This window comes from Paraburkholderia sp. RL17-368-BIF-A, from assembly GCF_046054045.1.
GTDB lineage: Bacteria > Pseudomonadota > Gammaproteobacteria > Burkholderiales > Burkholderiaceae > Paraburkholderia > Paraburkholderia graminis.
This window is the reverse complement of record NZ_JARESN010000001.1, coordinates 16,217-33,746: the sequence shown is the minus strand read 5'-3', so window position 1 is coordinate 33,746 and position 17,530 is coordinate 16,217. Positions and strand designations below refer to the sequence as shown.

General features: G+C 66.6%; 12 protein-coding genes. 3 read left to right on the top strand and 9 right to left on the bottom strand.

Going from position 1 to position 17,530, the window contains the following annotated elements; all coding sequences use genetic code 11:
- Positions 1–37: 37 nt before the first annotated feature.
- The 7 genes from P0D87_RS00145 to deoC all read right to left on the bottom strand — a co-directional run bounded on the left by P0D87_RS00145 (position 38) and on the right by deoC (position 9,544).
- On the bottom strand, positions 38–1,120 hold the full coding sequence (locus P0D87_RS00145) for an ABC transporter permease (protein ID WP_053858132.1): 1,083 nt from the start codon (positions 1,118–1,120) through the stop codon (positions 38–40).
- 15 nt (positions 1,121–1,135) lie between these two features.
- Positions 1,136–2,683, bottom strand: a complete 1,548-nt coding sequence (locus P0D87_RS00140) for a sugar ABC transporter ATP-binding protein (RefSeq protein ID WP_053858133.1) — start codon at positions 2,681–2,683, stop codon at positions 1,136–1,138.
- Positions 2,684–2,743: 60 nt separating this feature from the next.
- A complete protein-coding gene (locus P0D87_RS00135) occupies positions 2,744–3,748 on the bottom strand; it encodes an autoinducer 2 ABC transporter substrate-binding protein (RefSeq protein ID WP_006052803.1) in 1,005 nt (334 codons plus the stop codon).
- Positions 3,749–3,873: 125 nt separating this feature from the next.
- The gene (locus tag P0D87_RS00130; RefSeq protein ID WP_053859028.1) at positions 3,874–4,947 is read right to left on the bottom strand and encodes an ABC transporter permease; all 1,074 of its coding nucleotides are present in this window, start codon (positions 4,945–4,947) and stop codon (positions 3,874–3,876) included.
- 49 nt (positions 4,948–4,996) lie between these two features.
- A complete protein-coding gene (locus tag P0D87_RS00125; RefSeq protein WP_053858134.1) occupies positions 4,997–5,965 on the bottom strand; it encodes a ribokinase in 969 nt (322 codons plus the stop codon).
- Between the two features lie 139 nt (positions 5,966–6,104).
- Positions 6,105–8,522 carry an aldehyde dehydrogenase family protein gene (locus P0D87_RS00120; RefSeq protein ID WP_053858135.1) on the bottom strand — a complete coding sequence of 806 codons (2,418 nt, stop codon included), beginning with the start codon at positions 8,520–8,522 and terminating at the stop codon, positions 6,105–6,107.
- 14 nt (positions 8,523–8,536) lie between these two features.
- Positions 8,537–9,544, bottom strand: coding sequence for a deoxyribose-phosphate aldolase (gene deoC, locus P0D87_RS00115; RefSeq protein WP_053858136.1), 1,008 nt, complete (start codon positions 9,542–9,544; stop codon positions 8,537–8,539).
- A gap of 468 nt (positions 9,545–10,012) precedes the next feature.
- Between deoC and P0D87_RS00110 the strand changes: the two genes are divergently transcribed.
- The 3 genes from P0D87_RS00110 to P0D87_RS00100 are packed head-to-tail and all read left to right on the top strand — an operon-like array spanning position 10,013 to position 15,377.
- Entirely contained in the window at positions 10,013–10,594 is a 582-nt protein-coding gene (locus P0D87_RS00110; RefSeq protein WP_053858137.1) for a DUF2760 domain-containing protein, read from the top strand.
- Positions 10,591–12,450, top strand: a complete 1,860-nt coding sequence (locus tag P0D87_RS00105) for an Hsp70 family protein (protein WP_053858138.1) — start codon at positions 10,591–10,593, stop codon at positions 12,448–12,450. Before P0D87_RS00110 ends, P0D87_RS00105 begins: the two co-directional genes overlap by 4 nt.
- Entirely contained in the window at positions 12,447–15,377 is a 2,931-nt protein-coding gene (locus tag P0D87_RS00100; RefSeq protein WP_082366979.1) for an Hsp70 family protein, read from the top strand. The genes P0D87_RS00105 and P0D87_RS00100 overlap by 4 nt, the downstream gene beginning before the upstream one ends.
- Positions 15,378–15,403: 26 nt before the next feature.
- Here the strand turns inward: P0D87_RS00100 and phnX are convergent, their stop codons facing one another.
- Both phnX and P0D87_RS00090 read right to left on the bottom strand, forming a co-directional pair.
- Positions 15,404–16,207, bottom strand: a complete 804-nt coding sequence (gene phnX / locus P0D87_RS00095) for a phosphonoacetaldehyde hydrolase (RefSeq protein WP_006052812.1) — start codon at positions 16,205–16,207, stop codon at positions 15,404–15,406.
- A gap of 40 nt (positions 16,208–16,247) precedes the next feature.
- A complete protein-coding gene (locus tag P0D87_RS00090) occupies positions 16,248–17,480 on the bottom strand; it encodes a 2-aminoethylphosphonate--pyruvate transaminase (RefSeq protein WP_053858139.1) in 1,233 nt (410 codons plus the stop codon).
- Positions 17,481–17,530 lie beyond the last annotated feature (50 nt).

Sequence of the window (17,530 nt, the reverse complement as noted above, 5' to 3'; positions counted from 1 at the left end):
TTCCGCTCACACGAACGCAACCCCGCGCGGCGCGTTTTCAGCGCTTGCGTTGCAGCGCGAACAGCGTGCCGGCGAGCAGAATGAACGCGCCGATAATCACCTTCTGCCACGTAGTCGGCACGCCGACCAGAATCAGCACGCTCTTGATCAGCGTAACCAGCACCACGCCGAGCAGCGTTCCCACCACCGTGCCCGTGCCGCCCGTAATGCGCGCGCCGCCGAGAATCACCGCGGCAATCACGTCGAGTTCCGAGCCGACCAGATCGAACGGATTCGCGAGGCGGTTGTTCGACACATGCAGAATGCCCGCGATGCCGGCAAGCATGCCCGTATAGCCGAACACGAACAGATGGATCGCGCGCAGGTTGTAGCCGAGCCGCTCGGCAATCGCAAGCGAGCCGCCCATCGCGTAGACGCCGCGGCCCATCATCGTTCGATTGAGCAGCCACCAGGTGACGAACGCGGCGGCGACGAGCGCCAGCACCGAGACCGGCAGCACCGCGCGCAAGCCGTCCGCGGTGTGATAGAAAAACAGCGGAATGCGGCCGAAGCGATCCATGCTGTGCGGAATGTTCATGAAGAACGTCGTGCCGATGAACGTCAGCAGCAAGCCGCGATACAGGTATTGCGTGCCGATCGTGACGATCAGCGAAGGCGCTTTCAGCCGATGCACCAGCAAGCCGTTGACGACGCCGAGCATGACGCCGCCCACTGCACCCGCTACGAGAATCAGCGCGAACGGCGCGTCCGGCCAGAACGCGAATACGGCCTTGGTGATGCCGTACATGGTCAGCGCGGCAATCGCGGTGAACGACACGTCGATGCCGCCCGACGCGAGCACGACGAGCGTGCCGAGCGCGAACAGCGACATGGTCGTCGCCGAATGCAGCAGATCGAACAGCGTCGCCAACTGAAAGAAGCGCGGGTTGATGGCGCCGACGATCAGGCACGTGACCACGATCAGCGCGACCGTGAACCACTCGGGGTTGCGCGCGAGCCGCATGCGCAAGCCTCCCGGTTCGACGCTCGGCGCGACTTCGACGACGTTCGGAGTGGTCATGGTCTGCTTCATGGGCGATTCGGTGGGCAAATCAATGCGCGGCTGGATGCGCGAGTTCATGGCGGTTGACGTCCTCTAGGCCGCTTCGGAAAGCAGCGCGTGATACAGATCGGCCTCGCTCAATGCGTCGGCCTGATATTCGGCGGCCACGCGTCCCTTCTTCATCATCAGAATGCGGTCGCAGTTCTGTAGAAGCTCGGGCAGGTCGTCGCTGATCAGAATGATGCCGATGCCGCGCTGCGAGAGCCGCTGCATGATCCGGTAGATGATGTCCTTCGAGCCCACGTCGACGCCCACCGTGGGGCCGTGCAGAATCAGCACGCGCGGGTCGATGGCGAGCCAGCGGCCGATCAGCACGCGCTGCTGGTTGCCGCCGGAAAGCGATTGCACGGGCTTGTCGACGCCGGGCGTCGCGATCTGCAAATCCTTCACCGTCTGCTCGGCAAGCGCCTGCGCACGCGCGCGGTCGATCTGGCCGAAGCGGTCGCGCAGGCTCGAAATCATCGCGGTGATCACATTGTCGCGAATCGGCTTGTCGAGAAAGAGCCCTTCGTTCAGCCGGTCTTCCGGCACATAGCCAATGCGGTGGCGTTTTGCATCCGACGGCGTGCGCAGCGCAATCGGCTTGCCGTCGAGCCGCGCCTCGCCCGCTTGCGCCGGCGCGACGCCCGCCAACGCGCGCGCGAGTTCGTTGCGCCCCGAATCGAGCAGTCCGGTGACGCCGAGAATCTCGCCGCCGTGCAGCCTGAACGTGACGTCGCTGAACTGACCGGCGCGCGTGAAGCCGCGCACGTCGAGCACGACGTCGTCCGCGTGCGCGCTTTCGCGATACCGCTCGTTCGACAGATGGCGGCCCGTCATCAGTTCGCTGATCTGCGCCTTGGTGAACTGCGCGATCGGTCCTTGCGCCATCTTTTGTCCGTCGCGCAGCACGATCACTTCGCCGCCGATCGCATAGCACTCGTCGAGCTTGTGGCTCACGAACAGCACCGTCACGCCTTGCGCGCGCAGATTCGCGAGCACCGCGATCAGATTGTCGACTTCCTTTTGCGTGAGCGACGTGGTGGGCTCGTCCATGATGACGAACTTCGCCTCGCTCGCAATCGCTCGCGCAATCGCGACAAGCTGCCGCGTGGCGAGCGGCAGTTGCTCGACGAGCGTCGCCTGGAAATCCGCGTTGCCGGGCAGGCCCACCGCTTCGAGCGCGCGCGCGGCCGTGGCGGCGAGCACGCGGCGATCGAAAGTGCGCGCGAGCCGTCCGGCATGCGTCGCGAGTTCCGATGTGAGCGCAACGTTTTCGGCGACGCTCATGTTCGGCAGCAGCGACAAATCCTGATACACGGTTTCGATGCCGGCCGCGAGCGCCTCGAGCGCGGAGAGCCGCGCGTGCGGCACGCCCTCGATCACGAGTTGGCCTTCGTCCGGCGGCTGCGCGCCGGAAATGATCTTGATCAGCGTGCTCTTGCCGCAGCCGTTTTCGCCGAGCAGGTGATAGATCTGCCCGCGTTCGAACGCGAGGCTCACGCCGCGCAACGCATGTACGCCGGTAAAGCGTTTATGCACGCCGACCACTTGCAGAAAGGGTTGCGAAGACTGGGCGGAAGAGACGTCTTGTTGATTCATGATGAGCGGTCGCGATGCCGGGGCGCGCCCACCGGACGCGCCCCGAAGTGAACAACGGAATCAGAACGGATACTGCTTGTAGTTCGACTTGTCGACGTTCACCCAGCCCTGGCCGCGCACGATGATGCCCTTGCCCGGCCCTTTCGCGACCGTCACCTTCGTGTAGCCCGGAATGCCGAGGTCCGCGCCGTTCTCCACGGTCTTGCCGTCCACCAGCATCTTCGCGACCTTGTTCATCGCGATGCCCGCGAGTTTCGGGTCCCAGAACGCGATGCCGTTGATCGCGCCGCTCTCGAGGAACTTGCCCGCCTCGGTCGGCAGACCCGTGCCGTATACGCAGATCTTGCCCTGCATGCCGGCTTCCTCGACGGCGCGGCCGATGCCGATCACATCCAGCGACGACGAGCCCTGGAAGCCCTTCAGATCCGGATGCTTGCGCAGCACTTCTTTGGCGACTTCGTACGCGCGCTCGCCGTCATTATTGGTTTCGAGCTTCGGCTCGACGAGATTCATTTTCGCGTACTTGGCCTTGGCGTTCCCAATGCCGCCGTCGGCCCATTGCACCTGCGAACGGCTGCCGAGCGAGCCGACCAGCACCGCCCACTTGCCTTCGTTGTGCATGCACGACGCGAGCCGTTCGTTCAGACCCGCACCGTAGGCCGTGTTGTCGAACGCCTCGATGTCGACCATCGTGTTCTTTGCGTTGTCCGCTTCATGCGTGACGACCTTGATGCCGCGATCCATCGCCTTCTTCAGCGCCGGTTCGAGTGTCGGCGGATCGTAGGGCACGACTGCAATTGCGGTGACTTTCTTCGCGATCAGATCTTCGATGATCTTCAGTTGCTGCGCCGCGTCCGCGCGGCCCGGGCCCGTCTGGTACGCGGTGATGCCGGTGTTTTCCTTCGCGAATTCCTTGACGCCGTCGTCCATCCGGTTGAACCAGTTGATGCCCGTCACCTTGACGACCGTGACAATGGTTTCGTTGGTGGCGGCCTGCGCCGCGGCGATCGCGCCCACCGCCACTGCGCCTGCTGCGAGCGCGGCACCCAGTCGAGTCAGTTTCATGCAATGTCTCCTTTATCGTTCGATGTCGCCCGTGCTGGCCGTGTCAGCCGTCGCGAACAGGGAGGGCACCCTGTCCGCCTTCATCCGTTGCGTTGCGTTTGCTTTTACCGATACTTCGCTATGTGCTAGCGCTTTGGCGGCGTGCCGCCGTCGGCGCGAGCCGCTGCCGGTTCCGTTGCCGGATGCGCGCCACGGCCGCCGAAGCCGAAGATTGCGCGCACGCGTTCGCCGCCCGCAAAGGCCAGCGACAGCAGCAGCAAAAAGCCCCACGCGCAGTCGCCGAAAAACTGCGAGACGCCGAGCAGATTAAAGAGGCTCGACAGAAACTGCAGCACTGTCGCCGCAAAAAACACGCAGACGATGCGCCCATAACCGCCTGCGGGATTCACGCCGCCCATCACCGCAATGAGGATCGCGATCAAGAGATACGAGTTGCCGTAATCCCATTTCGCGCTGGACGTATGCGTCGCGCTGATCAGGCCGGCAAGCGACGCGAGCACGCCGCACATCGCATAGGTCGTGATGAGCATGCGCGCGCGCGGAATGCCCGCGTAAAACGCGGCCTTCGGATTCGTGCCCATCAGATAGAGACGCAGGCCGAAGGGACTGCGCCTGAGCAGCCATCCCAACAGAATCACCGCGGCGATGAAGATGCAGAACGCAATCGGCACCTGCAACACGGTGCCGTTGCCGATGTCCGACAGCGGCTCCACATAGTCGACATGCACCGATGCGCCGTTGCTGATCACGACCGCGAAGCCGGTGAATAGCAACTGCGTGCCGAGCGTGCAGAGAATCGGCGTGAGTCTGAGGCGCGCGATCACGACGCCGTTGAGCAGGCCGCCGAGCAGACCCATGATGAGCACGATCGCGCAAAATAGCGACGTGTAAAGCATCGGCGAATCGTCGCCATTGACGAAGCGCGGCACCACGATCGCCGCGACCATGCCCGACAGGTTCGCGAGGCCGACACCGGACAGGTCGATGCCGCCGTTGCCCGACACCATCGACAGCATGATGCCGAGCGCGAGCAGACCGAGTTCGGGCAACTGGCCGCCCATCGACTGAAGATTGTCGATGTCGACGAACTGGCCGCGCGAGAGCCACGTCGCGACCAGCACGACGAGCACGTTGACGATCAGAAGGAAGTTGAGTTGCCGGTCGGCAAACAGTTTTCCCGCAGCAAACGAAGACTTCATGGCGCTCATGATCTCCTGACACTGCACTGCACGTTACTGCACGGATGAGTTACGACACCTGCGCGGTCTGGCCCGACTCGCTGTACTCGCTCAACACCTGGTTCACTTCGGCAAGCGTGGGCATCGAGGGCGCGGTGCCTGCGCGCGTGACCGAGATGCCCGCGAGCGCGCAGCCGAAGCGCATCGCCGCAATTGGGTCTTCGCCGCGCGCAAGCGCAGCCGCGAAGCCGCCCGTGAAGCCGTCGCCCGCGCCCGCCGTTTCCACTACCGTACCGCAGCGGAACGCGGGCAGCCACACCGATTGCGTGGCGTCGTGCAGCAACGCGCCGCCTTCGCCGAGCGTCACGATCGCGGCGCCCACGCCTTTTGCGAGCAGCACATCGGCCGCGCGCCGCGCATCGTCGACATTCGCGATCGGCACGCCGGTGAGCGCGGCCGCCTCGCTTTCGTTCGGCGTGATGTAGTCGCACAGCGGGAAGATGTCGTCGTCGAGCGGCATGGCCGGTGCGGGATTGAACACTGTGATGACGCCATGCTTGCGCGCCACTTCGAGTCCGCGCCGCGCGGCCGCGAGCGGCTGCTCGAGCTGCGTGACGAACACGCGCGCGCCGGCAATCTCGGCTTCTATCGCATCGACATCGGCTGCGCCGAGCGTGCCCGCCGCGCCGGCCGCGACGATGATCGCGTTCATGCCGGTGGTGTCGTCGACGAAGATGTGCGCCGCGCCCGTCGCCACGCCGGCCACCACCGACGCGCGCGCCGTGATGCCCTCGCGCGCCCAGGTGGCCTGTGCGATGGAGCCGAACGCATCGTCGCCGATGCGCGTGCAGAACACGACCTGCGCGCCCGCGCGCGCCGCCGCCACGGCCTGGTTCGAGCCCTTGCCGCCAGGGCCCATCGCGAACGCGGAGCCCGCAATCGTCTCGCCGATCGAAGGCATGCGCGCCGCGCGAAACGTCAGATCGGTCACGTAGATGCCGAGAATGACGACGCGTCCGCCCGCTTGCTGCGCGCTCATGACGGCAGCCCTTCGTGCGCCGCGTGCGATGGCGCAGCGTTCGTCAACAGCAGGAAGTCCAGAATGTTCGGCACGTTGTCTCCTTCATTTTGTGATCGACGCGCATGCGCTGCGCTGCGGTGCGTGTGCTGCTGTGCGGTCAATCTCCGTACGGTATCCAGATGTTCTTCACCTGCACGGCCTGGCGCAGAAACGGCCTGCCCTCGCTCGCACGGTCGAACCAGTTGAACTGGTGCCCGTAGTCGGTGAAGGTGCGCTTGAGATTGCCGACCGATGCGCGCTCGATCAGCGCCGAATCCGCCGCGTTGCCGAAGCACCAGACCGCGTCGACGTCGTCGTGGCTCGCGAGCGCCGGCAGCAGCGCCGCGCGTTTGCCTGTGACGATGTTCACCACGCCGCCGGGCACGTCGGACGTCTCGACGACCTGATAGAAATCCGTCGCGGCGAGCGAACCGGCCTCGCCCGGCAGCACGACCACACGATTACCCATTGCGAGCGCCGGCGCGATCAGCGAAACGAAAGCCAGCAACGGCGCCTCGTCCGGGCACGCAATCCCGATCACGCCGAGCGGCTCGTGCATCGCAAGCGCGACACCGCGCAACGGCGGCGTGTGCACCGCGCCGTCGAACTTGTCGGCCCACGCCGCGTACGTGAAGAGGCGCGTGACCGACGCCTCCACTTCTGCACGCGCCGCGTCAGCCGTCACGCCATGTCGCAACACCAGCCGATGCGCGAATTCATCGGCGCGCACCGCGAGATTCTCGGCGAGATAGAACAGCACCTGCGCGCGGTTATGCGTGCTCGCCTGCGACCACTTGTGCGCGGCGCGCGCCGCTTCGACCGCGTTGCGTATGTCCTTGCGATTGCCTTCGCTCACCTCGCCGACCGGCGTTCCGTCCGGCGCGTGAATCGTCAGCGAATAGCCGCTGTCCGGGCGCACCTGCTTGCCGCCGATAAAGAGCTTCGCCGTGCGGTCGATCGATACGATGTTCGCGATGTTCGCCGTGTCCTGCTCGGCAGCCGGCATCTGTACGCGGCCGCTGTCCACTTGCGTCGCGCTCGGCGGCCGGCGCTTCGGAAGATTGAGCCACGCGCGCGGTTTCAGATATTCGTAAATGCCCTCACGTCCGCCCTCGCGTCCAAAGCCCGACTCGCGATAGCCGCCGAAGCCGACCGCTGCGTCGAACAGGTTCGTCGCGTTGATCCACACCACGCCCGCCGCGAGCCGCGGCGCGACGTCGAGCGCGCGGCCGATGGTCTCGCTCCACACGCTCGCAGCGAGTCCATAGCGCGAATTGTTGGCGAGCGCGACGGCTTCTTCCGGCGTGCGAAAGCTCATCGACACGAGCACCGGGCCGAAGATTTCCTCCTGAGCCAGAGTCGATGCGGGCGCAACGTTCGTGACGAGCGTCGGCGGATAAAAACAGCCGTTGGCAGGCAGCGTCGTATTGCTCGCCTGCCAGATCGCGCAGCCCTCGCGCCGTCCGCTTTCGACGAGCGAGCGAATCCGTTCCAGTTGCACCTGATCGACGATCGCGCCGACGTCGGCATTCTTGTCGAGCGACGTTCCGACGCGCAGCGACTCCATGCGACGCTTGAGCTTCGCGATGAAGCGCGCTTCGACGCCCTCCTGCACCAGCAGACGCGAACCCGCGCAACACACCTGGCCCTGGTTGAACCAGATCGCGTCGACCACGCCTTCGACGGCAGCGTCGAGATCCGCGTCGTCGAATACGATGAAGGGCGACTTGCCGCCCAACTCAAGCGTCAGCGATTTGCCCGAGCCCGCCGTGACCGAGCGGATCAGCTTGCCCACTTCCGTCGAGCCGGTGAACGCGAGCTTGTCCACTTGCGGGTGCTCGACGAGCGCCGCGCCCGTCGCGCCGTCGCCGGTCACGACATTGAGCACGCCCGCGGGCAGGCCGGCGCGATGCGCGAGCTCGGCGAACAGGAGCGCGGTGAGCGGCGTGTATTCGGCCGGCTTCAGCACGACGCAATTGCCCGTTGCGATAGCCGGCGCGATTTTCCACGCGAGCATCAGCAGCGGGAAATTCCACGGCACGATCTGGCCGATTACGCCGAGCGGCGCATGATCGGCGAACTCGCTGTCCTGCAACTGCGCCCAGCCGGCGTGATGCAGAAAATGACGCGCGACGAGCGGCACGTCGATGTCGCGCGTCTCGCGAATCGGCTTGCCGTTGTCGAGCGCTTCGAGCACCGCGAAGAGCCGGCTATGCCGCTGCACCATGCGCGAGAGCGCATACAGATGCCGCGCGCGTGCCGCGCCGCCCGCCGCGAGCCAGCCGGGTTGCGCGGCGCGCGCGGCGGCTACCGCGGCGTCGACGTCGGCTGCATCGCCCTGGGCGACTTCGGCAAGGCGCTCGCCACTCGCCGGCGCGTGCGACACAAAATGCGCGCCGCTTGCCGGCGCGTGCCACGCGCCGTTGATGAAATGCCCGAAGCGCGCGTCATGTTGCGCGAGCCAGGCGCGCGCGGGCTGGTCGCCCTCGGACGAGGGGCCGTATTCCATCGAAGAAAAATACTCCGCTACGCTCATGGGTTGGGTCTGCTTCAGGCTACGGGGTGACGGTTGAAAGCGGAATAACGGCCGCTCACGTGATGTTCGAGTTGCCGCTCGATGTCGGCGAGCAGGCTCGATGCGCCGATGCGCAACAGCTCCGGTTCGAGCCACGCGCGGCCGAGTTCTTCCTTCATCAGGATCTGGTACGACAGCACCGACTTCGCGCTCGACACGCCGCCTGCCGGCTTGAAGCCGATGAGCACGCCGGTGCGCTCGTGGTATTCGCGGATCATGCGCGCCATGACGAGCGACACGTCGAGCGTCGCATTCACGCCTTCCTTGCCCGTCGACGTCTTGATGAAGTCGGCGCCGGCCATCATGCAGACCATCGACGCGCGCGCCACGTTCGACAGCGTGCGGATGTCGCCGGTCGCGAGAATCGCTTTCAGATGCGCGGGGCCGCAGGCCGCGCGAAACTCGCGCACTTCGTCGTAAAGCGTCTGCCAGTTGCCGGTCAGCACGTATTCGCGCGTGACGACGATGTCGATTTCCGCGGCGCCGTCGGCGACCGACGCCTCGATTTCCTTCAGCTTCAGCGGATGCGGAATCAGTCCGGCCGGAAAGCCGGTCGACACCGCCGCGACGGGCACGCCGCTGCCTTCTAGCGCATCCACGGCGGCGGCGACGAAGCGGTGATAGACGCATACGGCGCCGGTGGTGATGCGCTGCGGCGCCATGCCGAGTGCTTCGAGAATATCGGCGCGCACCGGCTGACGCGCCTTCGCGCACAGGCGCCGCACGCGGCCTTCGGTGTCGTCGCCGCTGAGCGTGGTGAGGTCGATGCAGGTGACGGCTTTCAGCAGCCAGGCGGCCTGCGCGTCTTTCTTGACGCTGCGGCGCGCGACGAGCGTGGCCGAGCGCCGTTCGACCGCCGACTGGTTGACGCGCAAACCGTCGAGCCACGAAGCGTCGAACGGCATGCCCGGATTGCGTACCGGATGAACGAGCGGCCCGCCGCGCAGCGCGACGACCGATGACGACGGAGAAGAATCAGGCATGAGGCGTCCGGGGTTGGAATGCGGCACGACGGCGAGCCGGCGAATGACGGGGCTATGTTACTCCGTTTGATAGGATTGTCACACGAAGTACGGGTAAATCCTCACATTGCGGGCGGCGAATCCTGTTGTTGCGGTGTTTGCATGTGAGGCGAGGCGCTTGAACGTGATGTAGATGTCACAAACGAGGTTGCGAGGTTGTTGGGCTGCCCCCTCCCAAGCCGCCAATCTGACTGCGTTTCTCACGCGAGAACGTGCGGGTTTGCCCGCAGCCGGCGCGTCACAAGGCAAAATACGGGTTTTGCGCGCGCGGATTGCGCCGGTCGCGCCAAGCGAAGCGCACCGCTCGCTGCGTCGCAGGCTTTTCGCGATACGAACATCGCCACAGGGCGCCGTGGGCCGTTTCGCCCGCCGCGCCCACTCCCGGACACAGGACAGCTCGTCCTCTAAAAGAGCCTCTCAGGAGCATTTATGACCGATTCGAACCCATCCTTCCTCGGCAGGATTTCGCTGGCCGTCAGCGCGTTTTTCCGCATTCTCGGCGATGGCGAATTCGCCGCCGCGGTGCTGCGCGTGCACGACGGCGGCGCGGCTGCGCAAGCGCAGACTCAAGCGCAAACGCAAACCCAGGCGCCCTCGCAGGCCCCCAAGGCCGCGCCGACGCTCAAGGAAGCCAGCCCCGACGCCGCGCTGCAACTGCTCGGCCTCTTGCAACGCGACGCGCGCTTCATCGATTTCGTCGAGGAAGACATCAAGCGTTTCAGCGACGCCGACATCGGCGCCGCCGCGCGCCTCGTGCACGAAGGCTGCCGCGCGACGCTGCGCGAGCACTTCACGATCCGCCCGGTGCGCGACGAGGCGGAAGGCAGCCGCGTCACGCTTCAGGAAGGTTTCGACGCGAGCGCGATCCGTCTGACGGGCAACGTGGTCGGCCGCGCGCCGTTTGTCGGCAGCATCAGCCACCGCGGCTGGCGCGTCGACGACGTGCGTCTGCCGAAGCTCGCGGAAAGCCATAACGCGAAGGTCATCGCGCCGGCCGAGGTGGAGCTATGAGCGACGCGCGTTATTCCATCGGCATCGATCTGGGCACCACGCACTGCGCGCTCTCCTACGTCCACACCAGCGCAAGCGACGGCGAGAAGACCACGCTGGCGGTGCTGCCCATCGCACAATTGACCGGCCCCGGCGCAATTGCCGATCTCGATCTGCTGCCCTCGTTCCTGTATCTGCCGCATCCCGACGAACTCGGTTCGGGTGACCTGCATCTGCCGTGGACGGGCGAGCGCCAGTTCGCGGTCGGTGAATTCGCGCGCAGCCGCGGCGCGGCGACGCCGATCCGGCTCGTTTCGAGCGCGAAAAGCTGGCTGTGCCATCCGGGCGTCGACCGGCGCGCGGCGATCCTGCCGAGCGATGCGCCGCCCGAAGTCGCGCGCGTGTCGCCACTCGAAAGTTCGGTCCGCTATCTGACGCATTTGCGCGAAGCGTGGGACCACGCGCATCCAGACGCGCCGTTTCACGAGCAGGACATCACGGTGACGATTCCCGCCTCGTTCGATCCGGCCGCGCGCGAACTGACCGCCGAAGCCGCGCAAGCCGCGGGCTACGGCCGCATGACGCTGCTCGAGGAACCGCAGGCCGCGCTGTATAGCTGGATTCAGAAGAGCGGCGGCCAGTGGCGCAAGCAGGTCAAGGTCGGCGACATCATTCTCGTGGTCGATGTCGGCGGCGGCACGACCGACCTCTCGCTGATCGCGGTGGTCGAGCGCGAGGGCAATCTCGAACTGCATCGCGTGGCGGTCGGCGAACACATTCTGCTCGGCGGCGACAACATGGACCTCGCGCTCGCGCACGTGGTCGCGCGCAAGCTCGCGGCGCAAGGCACCCAGGCCGACGCGTGGCAGTTGCGCGCCCTCACCTATGCGTGCCGCTCGGCGAAGGAAACGCTGCTAAGCGACCCGACCACCGACACCGTGCCGCTCGTCGTGCCGAGCCGCGGCTCGAAGCTGATCGGCGGATCGATCCGCACGGAGCTCACGCGCGCGGAGTTGACGCAGACGATTCTCGACGGCTTTTTCCCGCAGGTGGACAGCGCCGCCCGGCCGGTGAGCCGCACGCGCGCCGGCCTCACGCAACTCGGCTTGCCCTATGCGCAGGACGCGGGCATTACGCGGCATCTGGCGGCGTTTCTCGGCCGTCAGGTCGGCGCGCTCGCGGAACTGGAAGGCTTGCGCGAGACGGCCGCCGACGCGTCCGCGCAAGGCGCAAGCTTCCTGCATCCGACGGCGGTGCTGTTCAACGGCGGCGTGTTCAAGTCGACGCTGCTCGTCGAGCGGATCATGAGCACGCTGAACGGCTGGCTCGCCGCGGAAGGCGCAGCGCCCGCGCGCCTGCTCGAAGGCGCCGATCTCGATCTGGCCGTCGCGCGCGGCGCGGCGTATTACGGCTACGTGCGGCGCGGCCAGGGCGTGCGGATTCGCGGCGGCACCGCGCGGGCGTATTACATCGCGATCGAATCGGCGATGCCCGCCGTGCCTGGCCTCGAGCCGCCCATCCAGGCGCTGTGCGTCGCGCCGTTCGGCATGGAAGAAGGCACCGAGGCCGAGTTACCGGCGCAGGAGTTTGGGCTCGTCGTCGGCGAGCCGGTGCATTTCCGCTTCTTCGGGTCGTCGGTGCGTCGTCAGGATCAGGTCGGCACGCTGCTCGACTTCTGGGGCCCCGACGAGTTGCAGGAGCTAGAAGAGATTCAGGCGACGCTGCCCGCCTCCGGCCGCACGTCCGGCGAGGTCGTGCCCGTGAAGCTGCACGCGCGCGTGACCGAAGCGGGCACGCTTGAACTCGAAGCCGTGCCGCGCGGAACGGACGAGCGCTGGAAAGTCGAATTCGATGTGCGCGGCAACGCGAATGCATGACTGAGATGAAGCGGTACAGCGTCGGCATCGACCTCGGCACGAGCAACACGGTGCTCGCGTATGCGCAGGCCGGCTCGCAGGAGATTCGCGTCTTCGAGATCGAGCAGCTTGTTAGTCCGGGCGAGGTTGCCGCGCGGCCGCTACTGCCTTCGGTGCGGTATCACGCCGCGCCGGGCGAGCTGGATGCGGGGGATTTGCAGTTGCCGTGGACCTCGGGACGCGGCGCTGCTGGGCGCGGGGTGCAGGCGGATGGGGGGAGCGTCTCGGTCTCGGGCGAAAGCGCGGCGCGAGCCGCAGCGCCTTCCACCGACGATCAGGACGCGCCTTCCGTCGTGATCGGCCGGCTTGCGCGCGTGCTCGGCGCGCAGGTTCCCGGACGCCTCGTCGCCAGCGCAAAAAGCTGGCTCTCGCATGCCGCCGTCGATCGCGTCGCGCCGATCCTGCCGTGGGGCGCCGCCGACGATGTCCGCAAGGTCTCGCCCGTCGAAGCCAGCGCGAGCTATCTCGCGCACGTGCGCGCGGCGTGGAATCAGCGCTTTACCGACGCGCCGCTCGAACAGCAGGACGTGGTGCTCACGGTCCCCGCATCGTTCGACGAAGGCGCGCGGGCGCTGACCGTCGAAGCGGCGCGCATGGCCGGGCTGCCGTCGTTGCGGCTGCTGGAAGAGCCGCAGGCGGCGTTCTACGACTGGCTGTTCCATCATCGCGAGCGGCTTGCCGACGAACTGGCGCACACGCGCCTCGTGCTGATCTGCGACGTCGGCGGCGGCACCACCGACCTGACGCTGATCGAAGTAAGCATGGAAGACGGCGAGCCGCAGCTCACGCGTATCGGCGTCGGGAATCATTTGATGCTCGGCGGCGACAACATGGACCTCGCGCTCGCGCATCTCGTCGAAGCGCGGCTGCCTGGCGGCGGCGAGCGTGCGCGTTTGTCGGCGGCGAGCCTGTCGCAACTGGTCGAGCGCTGCCGCGGCGCGAAGGAGTTGCTGCTCGGGCCGCAAGCGCCCGACTCGGCGTCGATCACGCTGCTCGGCGCGGGCGCGAAGCTCGTCGGCGGCGCGCGCACGGCGCAGGTCACGCGCGACGAGGTGGAGCGTGTGATCGTCGATGGATTCTTTCCGGCGGTGGCTGCACACGAACGGCCGGGCCGGCCGCGCGGCGCGATCGTCGAGTTCGGTCTGCCGTATGCAACCGATGCCGCCGTCACACGCCATATCGCCGCTTTTCTGGGCCGCTTCGAGGCGCAGTCGCGCGAGGCGTTGGGGTGGGACAAAGATGAATCCGCCCCACTCCCCGTCCCCGACACGTTGCTGCTCAACGGCGGCGTGTTCCGCGCGCAGGCGTTGACGCAGCGCCTCGCCGGCACATTGGGCGCGTGGCGCGGCGAACCGCTGCATGTGCTGGAGAACGACAATCCGGACGTCGCCGTGGCGCGCGGCGCTGTTGCCTATAGCCTCGCGCGCGCGGGCGGCGCGCCGAAGATCGGCGGCGGTTCGCCGCGCAGCTATTTTCTCGTACTGGACGAACCCGCCGACGCGCGCGAGGAAAGGCAGCGTTCGCAACCCGCACCGCCCGAGCAAACCACCCAACGCGGCATCTGCCTCCTGCCGCGCGGCACCGAGGAGGGCCACGAAATCCTCATCGCCGATCGCACGTTCGCGCTGCGGCTCGGGCATCCGGTGCGCTTTCACCTGGTGTCGTCGAGCGCGGACACCGTGTATGCGCCAGGCGAGCTGGCCGACCTTGCGGGCGGCGACTTCGTGCGCCTGCCGCCCATCGCCACCATCGTCCCGCCGCAGGGCGCGGGCAGCGCCCGCGAGCGAGCCGTGCGCATCGCCACGTCGCTGACCGAGGTCGGCACGCTCGAAGTCCACTGCATCGACCGCGACAATCCCGCCGAGCGTTGGTTGCTTGAGTTCCAGTTGCGTCGTGAGCATGCTCAAATTGATCTCGCGGACGATGCCGCCGCGGCGCGGCATCCGCGGCTCGACGAAGCCATTGCGCAGATCGACCGCTCGTTCGGTTCGCGCTCGCAAGACGTCGATAAAAAGGAAGTCAAACGTCTGCGCGCGCAGCTCGAACAACTGCTCGGCCCGCGCGAGAGCTGGAACAGCGCGCTGCTACGCGAACTGTTCGGCGCGCTGTGGGAACGCGCGCGCAGACGGCGCCGCTCGGCGGATCACGAGCGGCTCTGGCTGAATCTCGCCGGCTATTGCGTGCGGCCAGGGTTCGGCTATCCGCTCGACGAATGGCGCGTCGAGCAACTGTGGTCGCTCTTCGACGACGGTATTCAGTACGTCCAGGAAAGCCAGGTCTGGTCCGAATGGTGGACGCTGTGGCGGCGCGCCGCGGGCGGCCTCGACGAAACGGCGCAACTGCGCGTGCTCGATGCAATGACCTATCTGCAAACGGCCGCGCAGTCGCGTCACAAGCTGCCGTTCGACGTCGCGAAAACGGGCATCGCCGATATGGTTCGGCTGAGCGCGTCGCTGGAACGCATTCCGGTGGAGCGCAAGATCGAACTCGGCGAGTCGGTGCTCGCGCGTTTGCGCAAGCCTTCGGAGAATCATCAGAGCTGGTGGGCCGTCGGGCGGATCGGCGCGCGCCGGCCGTTCTATGGCAGCGCGCATAACGTCGTGCCGGCCGATGTCGCGAGTGGATGGCTCGACGCGATTCTCGCGCTCGACTGGAAGAAGATCGACCCGGCCGCGTTCGCCGCCGTGCAGATCGCGCGCATGACCGGCGACCGCTCGCGCGATCTGCCGCACGAGTTGCGCGACGCCGTGATTCGCAGGTTAGAGGCGGCGAGCGCGCCGCGCGCGTGGATCGCGATGGTCGGCGAGGTGGTCGAACTGGATAACGCGGACGAAGGCCGCGTGTTCGGCGAGTCCTTGCCCGCGGGGTTGAAGCTGATTTCCGACTAAGTTGGGACCGGCGCCCAACACGCCCCTCAAGGCCGCTCGCCCCGCGCGAGCCGCGCGTCGATATCGCGGACCACCGGCATCAGATCCGCGACGCTGTCGATCACATAATGCGCGCCCGCGGCCCGCAATCTGTCGATGGCGGCCGCGCGGCGCCGCGCGAAGTCGTCGGGCGCGAGCGCCTTGACGTCGTCCTCCGCCATACCGAACGCATTGCCGCTGACGGCGACGCCCACCGCCCACGTGCCGCCGTTAATGCCTTCCTCGATGCCGACTTCCGTATCGTCGACCTTGATCGCGTCTTTCGCGCGCCACACGCCCAGTTCCGGCAGCGTCTTGTAGATCATGTACGGCGACGGCCGCCCTTCGGGCGTATCGCCCGTGCACACGATGCTGTCCGGCGAGAAGCCCTGGGCCGCCGCGCCCGGCACGATCTCGGCCATGATCTCGCGCGTGTAGCCCGTCGTCGTGCCGATGCGGATGTCGTCGCCGCGCAGCGCGCTCGTCACTTCGGCGACGCCCGGAATCACCGAACTGTAGCTCGCGGCCACCGCGATATTCTTCGGCACGAACACGTCGTACACGGCGTCGATGTCGGCGTCGCCCGGCGCGTGGCCGTACCTGTCGGCCCATGCGCGCGCGACGCGCGGCAGCGCCATCAGCGCCGCGATATGCGGGCGCTTGGCCATGCCCATCGGCCCGCGCGCTTCGTCGATCGTGATCGGCACGCCGAACTGCTCGAAGGTTTCGACAAAGGCGCCCATCGGCGCAAGAGAACCATAATCGACCACCGTGCCGGCCCAGTCGAAAATCACCGCCTTGACGTGCTTCATCGTGTTTCGTTCGCTTCCATTCGATGTTGTCTGCTATCGCTCATGCAAGCTCCGCCAGCAGCTTGCGTTCTTCGATGGCGGCGGCCGGCGGCGCGGCGTGATCGACGCCCATCGTCCGCAGCCCGCTCGCGCAGGCTTGCACGACGCGGCGCATCACCTGCGCGTCCACCTGGCCGATGCAGCCGATGCGGAAACTCTCCACCACCGTCAGCTTGCCCGGATAAATGATGAAACCCTGTTGCTTCATTAGTTCGTAGAACTGCTCAAAGCTGAACGACGGATGCGCCGGCGAGAAAAACGTCACGATGATCGGCGAACGCCAGCGTGCATTCAGCAGCGGCTCGAAGCCGAGTTCCTGCATGCCCGCGACCAGCACGTCGCGATTGTTCGCATAACGAGCGAGGCGAGCGGGCTGCCCGCCTTCGAGCTTGTGAAGCCGCAGCGCCTCGATAAACGCGGCGACCGTGTGCGTTGGCGGCGTGAAGCGCCACTGGCCGGTGCGGTTCATCACGTCCCATTGATCGTGCACGTCGAGCGCGAGCGAATGGCTGCGCCCGCGCGCGTCGTGCAGCGCGCTCTTCTTCGCAATCACGAAGCCGAAGCCGGGCACGCCCTCGATACACTTGTTCGCCGACGAGACGAACGCTTCGCACGCGATCTCGCGCACGTCGAGCGGCACCGCGCCGAATGCGCTCATCGAGTCGATCAGCAGCTTGCGGCCTTTCGCCGCCGTGACCGCCGCAATCTCTTCGATCGGATTGAGAATGCCCGAGCTCGTTTCGCAATGCACGGCGACGACATGCGTGATGGCCGGCTCGGCATCGAGCATGCGTTCGACTTCCGCGGCGCGCGGCGGCAAGTAATCGCCCTTGTCGAGCACGGTATGCGCGCGGCCGAGATAGCGCAGCGTCGTCGCGATGCGTTTGCCGTAGGCGCCGTTCGCAAGCACGAGCGCATGGCCGTCGCGCGGAATCAGACTGCCCAGCATCGCTTCGACGCAATAGCTGCCGCTGCCTTGCAACGGCACGCAATCGTATTCGCCGGCATCGTCGCTTGCGTCACCTGCGATGTCGAGCAGGCTGCGGCGCAGTTGCGCCGTCATCGCGCGAAAATCGCCGTCCCACGAACCCCAGTCGCGCAGCATCGCCCGCTTGGTCGAGAAGGCGGTGGTCAGCGGGCCGGGCGTCAACAGATAAGGCTCGCCTTGGGCCGGCGGCGCGCAGCTTGCGCTTTCTTGCGCTGTCGCCGGGGAATTGCCAGTCGCGCTTTGCATGCCGAATCTCCGGTCTGGCTGGTTGAGATAGCGCCTACAGTACCGAAACG